This is a genomic window from Kitasatospora sp. NPDC042419, from assembly GCF_056437345.1.
Map to the genome: position 1 here is coordinate 1 of NZ_JBWKAW010000089.1, position 2,645 is coordinate 2,645.

Below are 2,645 nucleotides of genomic sequence, written 5' to 3' on the forward strand. Positions count from 1 at the left end.
CCAGTGTGGCCGGTCGCCCTCTCAGGCCGGCTACCCGTCGTCGCCTTGGTAGGCCATTACCCCACCAACAAGCTGATAGGCCGCGGGCTCATCCTTCACCGCCGGAGCTTTCAACCAGCTTCCATGCAGAAGCCGGTGTTATCCGGTATTAGACCCCGTTTCCAGGGCTTGTCCCAGAGTGAAGGGCAGATTGCCCACGTGTTACTCACCCGTTCGCCACTAATCCACCCCGAAGGGCTTCATCGTTCGACTTGCATGTGTTAAGCACGCCGCCAGCGTTCGTCCTGAGCCAGGATCAAACTCTCCGTGAATGTTTACCCGTAATCGGGTCACACTCGCGTTGAGCGGGACAGTCATGCCGGAATAAGGCCGACTGTCCACAGCGTCCTCGCTGTGTAATTGCCACCCCGAAGGGTGGACTTTTTCAAAGGAACCTCGACCATCCGAAGATGGACGGGGTATCAACTAATCTGGCGTTGATTTTTGGCACGCTGTTGAGTTCTCAAGGTGCGGACGCTTCCTTTGTACTCACCCTCGCGGGCTTTCCTCCGGGCTTTTCCTTCGTTTCCGACTCTATCAGATCTTTCCGATCCGATTTCCTCGGTGCTTTCCGGTCCCGTTCGCTTTCGCTCCGGGCCCTTCCGGCGGTTCCGACTCTATCAGATCCTTTCGGCGCCTGATCCCCAGTCAGCGGGGTTTGTCTTTCCGGCTGTTGGGCCGTTCCGACGACTCAAACTCTAGCGGATTCTTCCCGTCAACTCATAATCGAGTTTTCGAATTGAATTTCGGCATGCCGAAATTCATCCCGGTGGGGAGATCGTGCAGAGAAGAGGTGCCGCATCTGCGGCGTGAGTGGCTGTCGAAGAACCGTTCCGGCTCCGTGACAACTCGGAGAACATTACGGATCCGGAGGGGGCGTGTCAACCCCCTGCCGGGTGGCCGTGGTGGTGGCGTCAGTCCAGGTCAGTGAGGCGGCCGCCGGCGTCCGGCTGGGTCAGCTCGACGCGGCGCAGGAGACGGATGAGGACCTCGCCGAGGACTCCCCGCTCGTCCGTCGTGAGGTCCTGGAGGAGCTCCTCCTCGAAGTCCGTGGCCATGCGCATGGCCTCCAGCCACTTCGAGCGGCCTTCGTCCGTGAGCTCGACGATCACGCGGACCCGGTTGTTCTCGTCGCGGTCGCGGGTGACCAGGCCTTCGCCCGCCATGCGGTCGATGCGGTGGGTCATCGCGGCCGGGGTGAGGCCCAGTCGCTTGGCGAGCTCGCCCGGGCCGAGGCGGTAGGGCGCTCCGGCGAGGACGAGGGTCTTGAGGACCTCCCACTCGGCGTTGCTGATGCCGAGGTCGGCGAGCTGGCGGCCGTACGCCACGTTCATCCGGCGGTTCAGCCGGCCGAGGGCGGAGACGACCTTCTCCACCTGGGGGTCGAGGTCGCGGTACTCGCGCTGGTAGGCCGCGATCTGCTCGTCGAGGCTCGGCTCCTGCGGGGCCTGCGGGCCTGGGCGCTCGGGGGTGTCGGACATGCGGCGAGTATCCCACGTACCCCGTTGGCATTGAAGTCCTTCGGTGTGTACTGTTAAGACGTTAACTTTAGGAGTTAAGTCTTCAAGGTTCAGGGCTACACCTCTGAACCTGCGACCGAAGTGGGTGAGTGTGACCAAGGCGAGGGGCGCTGCGATGCGCCGTATTCAGGCAGGCAGCGCGCTGAGCGCGTTCGGACTCGGCTTCACCGTGCCGTACCTCTATGTGTACGTCGCTCAGGTGCGGGATCTGGGCGCGGCGACCGCGGGCATCGTTCTCGCCGTCTTCGCCATGGCCGCGCTCGTGGTGCTGCCCTTCAGCGGGCGGGCCATCGACCGGCGCGGGCCGGTGCCCGTGCTCCTCGTGGCCTCGGTCGTGGCCGCCGTGGGTGCGGTGGGCATGGGCTTCGCTTCGAGCGTGCCGGCGGCCGTGGGGGCCGCGGCGCTGCTCGGTGCCGGTACGGCGGTGCTCCAGCCGGCGCTCGCCACGATGATCGTCTGGTGCTCGACGCCGGTGGGCCGGACCCGGGCCTTCGCCATGCAGTTCTTCCTGCAGAACCTCGGCCTCGGTGTCGGTGGTCTGATCGGCGGCCTGCTGGTCGACACGAGCCGGCCGGGCAGCTTCATCCTGCTGTTCTCGATCGAGGCGGCGATGTTCCTGGTGCTCGGCGCGGTCGTCGGGACCGTGCGGATGCCGGGCTCCCCCGCGCTGCGGGGCACGCGGCCCTCCGAGGGCGGCAAGGGCGGCGGCGTGCGCGCGCTGCTCGGGCACAAGGCGATGGTGCAGCTGTGCGTCCTCGGCTTCGTCCTCTTCTTCGCCTGCTACGGACAGTTCGAGTCGGGTCTCGCCGCCTACGGCACGGAGGCCGCCGGGATCGAGCCGTCGACGCTCGGGATCGCGCTGGCCGCCAACACGGCGGTCATCGTGGCGGCCCAGTTCCTGGTGCTGAAGTTCGTCGAGCGCCGGAAGCGGACCCGGATGATCGCGGCCGTCGGTCTCATCTGGACCGTGGCGTGGCTCATCGCCGGGTACGCGGGCCTCGGGCACGGCAGCCAGACCATGGCGACCGCCGCGTTCATCTCCACGTACGCGCTGTTCGGGCTCGGTGAGGCGATGCTGTCGCCGAC

Annotated in this window: 2 protein-coding genes and 1 rRNA gene; 1 reads left to right on the top strand and 2 read right to left on the bottom strand. The window is 65.9% G+C overall.

Translation table 11 applies throughout. The annotated features are described in order from the left end of the window. A 16S ribosomal RNA gene (locus AC067J_RS43955) occupies window positions 1-311 on the bottom strand; the annotation flags it as partial. A gap of 642 nt (window positions 312-953) precedes the next feature. Further along, complete coding sequence (locus AC067J_RS43960; RefSeq protein WP_056654199.1) at window positions 954-1,520, bottom strand: MarR family winged helix-turn-helix transcriptional regulator; 567 nt, start codon at window positions 1,518-1,520, stop codon at window positions 954-956. 154 nt (window positions 1,521-1,674) lie between these two features. Between AC067J_RS43960 and AC067J_RS43965 the strand changes: the two genes are divergently transcribed. Further along, window positions 1,675-2,645, top strand: a 971-nt coding sequence (locus AC067J_RS43965; RefSeq protein ID WP_478308507.1) for an MFS transporter, incomplete at its 3' end; no start/stop codon positions are given.

What these genes read in the sequence shown, in the direction of transcription:
- AC067J_RS43960 (WP_056654199.1), bottom strand. Translation starts at nt 1,520, where the DNA reads ATGTCCGACACCCCCGAGCGCCCAGGCCCGCAGGCCCCGCAGGAGCCG.